The following is a 2,735-nucleotide window of genomic DNA, read 5'->3' on the forward strand; positions in this document are numbered from 1 at the left end:
GTGTATTTTAAAGGCGCGTGAGGACGGTGGAGCGTTTCAGTCACTGGCAGATTTTTGCGATCGCGTTGATTTACGCACGGTTAACCGCCGCGCATTGGAAGCTTTAATTTACTGTGGTGCCTTCGATAAGCTTTCAGCCAATCGGAAGCAACTCATCGAATACTTAGACCTTGTTATCAGTTGGGCACAAGATCGCGCTAAAGATCGAGACAGTGGTCAGACTACCATTTTCGATCTCTTAGGAAACACTAACGGCAGCAAAAACTCCACTAACGGTGCTTTAGAATCAGCTCCCAAACCTCCTGATATTCCAGATTTTTCCCCACAGGAAAAGCTACGCTTAGAAAAAGAGTTGCTTGGTTTCTATGTGTCTGATCATCCTCTAAAATCAGCGCACCAAGCGACTAAAGTTTTATCTCCGATTAGTCTTTCTGACTTAGGCGAACACGGGAAGCGAACAACGATTAGTGTAATTGTCATGCTTACTGATATTAAGCAGATTGTTACTAAAAAAGGCGATCGCATGGCTATTGTTCAGATGGAAGACTTAAGTGGACAAGCGGAGGGCGTTGTCTTTCCTTCCACTTACGAACGCATCGAGCGATTCATCCAACCCGATACTCGTCTGATTGTTTGGGGCAAGGCTGATAAGCGAGATGAGCAAACGCAAATGATTATTGAGGATGCTGAGTTAATTGAAACGGCACCGATGCTGATTGTGGAACTACCACCCCAACAACTGACTAAAAATGAACTCAATCAACTCAAGTCTATTTTGCAAGCACATTCAGGGCAAAAGAAACAAGCTAAAGTCCCAGTACTAGCAACAGTCGCTGCGGCGAATCATCAGCAATTTGTTCGCTTTAACGCGAAATACTGGGTACAAGATTGTAATACAGCTGTTGCTGCTCTTCAGAGAGCCGGATTTTCTGCTCGTACTTCTGCGATCGTGGGTAGCTGATAGGAATCAAAGAGTAGAACAACACAGGTGCAAGTCTTAGATAGAGTGGCATCGTCCACTCTACTTTAGGTTTAACTCGGAGGATTATTAGGATTCTTTGAACCGAGAAACTGAGATTTTAACTCCTCCAGTTCGCGATCAATTTGAGTTTTGGCGGCTTGCTGACTAGGAGACGAAGCTGGCTGAGGTGCTGGTTTTTGAGCTGGACTTTTGGGAGTTGGAGTAGCCAGAAATTGAGAGCTTATTTCGGCTAATTCTGCATCGATCGCTCCCTTAGGCTTCGTCACAGCAGGCGAAGATTGTGGAGGTGTTACCACAGGTTTACTCGGCTTCTGTTGTTTTGCTACCGCCGCTTGGGGGGTCTGAGGATTCAAATCTTTGAGAACCTCAGCAGCGGATTGATAGCGTTGGTTGATGGCACTTTCTATCATTTTGTCCAGGATGCGACCTAGAGCATCGCTGACCGGTTTTTTCAGTGCCTTCCGCCATACCCAGGTGTTTTCACGAGCGTCAAACAGGTCAAAAGGGTGCATCATAGTCAAGAGATGAATGCATGTGACACCCAGACCATAGATATCACTGGCAAAAACAGCTCTACCAAAGCTTTGTTCGGGTGCGGCAAAACCGGCTGAACCGATCGCTGTTCCCGTTCTTGCTAAAGCAGTTCCTGTCGCGACTTTCGACGCTCCAAAATCAACGAGAACAAGTTGGCTATCGCGGCGACGGCGAATAATATTTTCGGGCTTGATATCCCGGTGAATGACGTGATGTTGATGGACAAATTGCAACACAGGTAACAAATCGCTGAGTAGCGATCGCACTTGAGCTTCGTTGAAAGCCCCATTATTTGTCAGTTCTTGGGCTAAATCTTTGCCATCAATAAACTCTTGCACCAGATACTGTTGGTTATCTTGAGAAAAATACGCCAGCAGTTCAGGAATCTGGGGATGTTTGCCCAATTCATCCAACCGTACTGCCTCTTGAGTGAATAACTCTGCTGCCTTTTGAACCGTGTTCGTGCCTTGCGCTTGGGGGAAAAACTGCTTGATTACACAACGAGGGTGGGAGGGTTTATCCTCATCCACCGCTAAGAACGTTTTACCAAAGCCTCCTTGTCCCAGCGGTTCTATCGCTCGGTAACGGTCTTTAAGCAGTAACTTTGACCCACAAGTCCGACAAAAGTTTGTTCCTGCTGGATTCTGGGGCACTGGACAGGCGGGATTAAGACAGTAGTTCATGCTAATAACTTCTTGGGCATGTATCTCTATTTTGCCTGACGTAAAAGCTATCTTGCCTAATACAAAGGTAACCGCTTCAGATGAAAGTGCACAATCAAGTAGGGTGCGTTAGGCGCTGCCCTAATAGTAAGTTGTTACTAATTATGCGTAATTTTGTGCGCCGGAACGCACCAGCTAAAGGTCTTGCGTTATACCTTGTTAGCACACCCTACTTCATCCTTCAGTGGATGTCTGCTTGACTTGAATCACGGCTTGCCGGAAGCCTAGGACAATCAAAATGTTGGAAAGGGTCAAAAAAAACTCGGCACTACCATGCAGCCAATCCACATTGGCTAACGCTTCTCCATAAGCCACTTTGGCGTAAATTCCGGCTGGGATAGTGACGGCAACAAAAACCAGAGTCATGTAAAAGCCAATGAGCGCCAAACGGGGCATCTTCCCGGAGCGAGTAATAAACCACAAAAATCCGAGATAAGGAAATAGAGAAACTGCAAATAATGCGTCTTTAGAAATCATATAACTTTAACTCAAAACTC

General features: G+C 45.9%; 3 protein-coding genes. 1 reads left to right on the plus strand and 2 read right to left on the minus strand.

From position 1 onward, the window contains the following. On the plus strand, positions 1-961 hold a 961-nt coding region (locus V6C93_RS04340; RefSeq protein ID WP_333475422.1), incomplete at its 5' end, for an OB-fold nucleic acid binding domain-containing protein. A 71-nt stretch (positions 962-1,032) separates the two neighbouring features. On the opposite strand, the gene V6C93_RS04345 is transcribed toward V6C93_RS04340, so the two are convergent. Beyond that, complete coding sequence (locus V6C93_RS04345; protein ID WP_333475423.1) at positions 1,033-2,199, minus strand: protein kinase domain-containing protein; 1,167 nt, start codon at positions 2,197-2,199, stop codon at positions 1,033-1,035. A gap of 213 nt (positions 2,200-2,412) precedes the next feature. Then, on the minus strand, positions 2,413-2,715 hold the full coding sequence (locus V6C93_RS04350) for a DUF3593 domain-containing protein (protein WP_333475424.1): 303 nt from the start codon (positions 2,713-2,715) through the stop codon (positions 2,413-2,415). Positions 2,716-2,735 lie beyond the last annotated feature (20 nt).

It is taken from the genome of Allocoleopsis sp., assembly GCF_036703385.1.
Classification (GTDB): domain Bacteria; phylum Cyanobacteriota; class Cyanobacteriia; order Cyanobacteriales; family Coleofasciculaceae; genus Allocoleopsis.

What these genes read in the sequence shown, in the direction of transcription:
- V6C93_RS04345 (WP_333475423.1), bottom strand. Translation starts at nt 2,199, where the DNA reads ATGAACTACTGTCTTAATCCCGCCTGTCCAGTGCCCCAGAATCCAGCA.
- V6C93_RS04350 (WP_333475424.1), bottom strand. Translation starts at nt 2,715, where the DNA reads ATGATTTCTAAAGACGCATTATTTGCAGTTTCTCTATTTCCTTATCTC.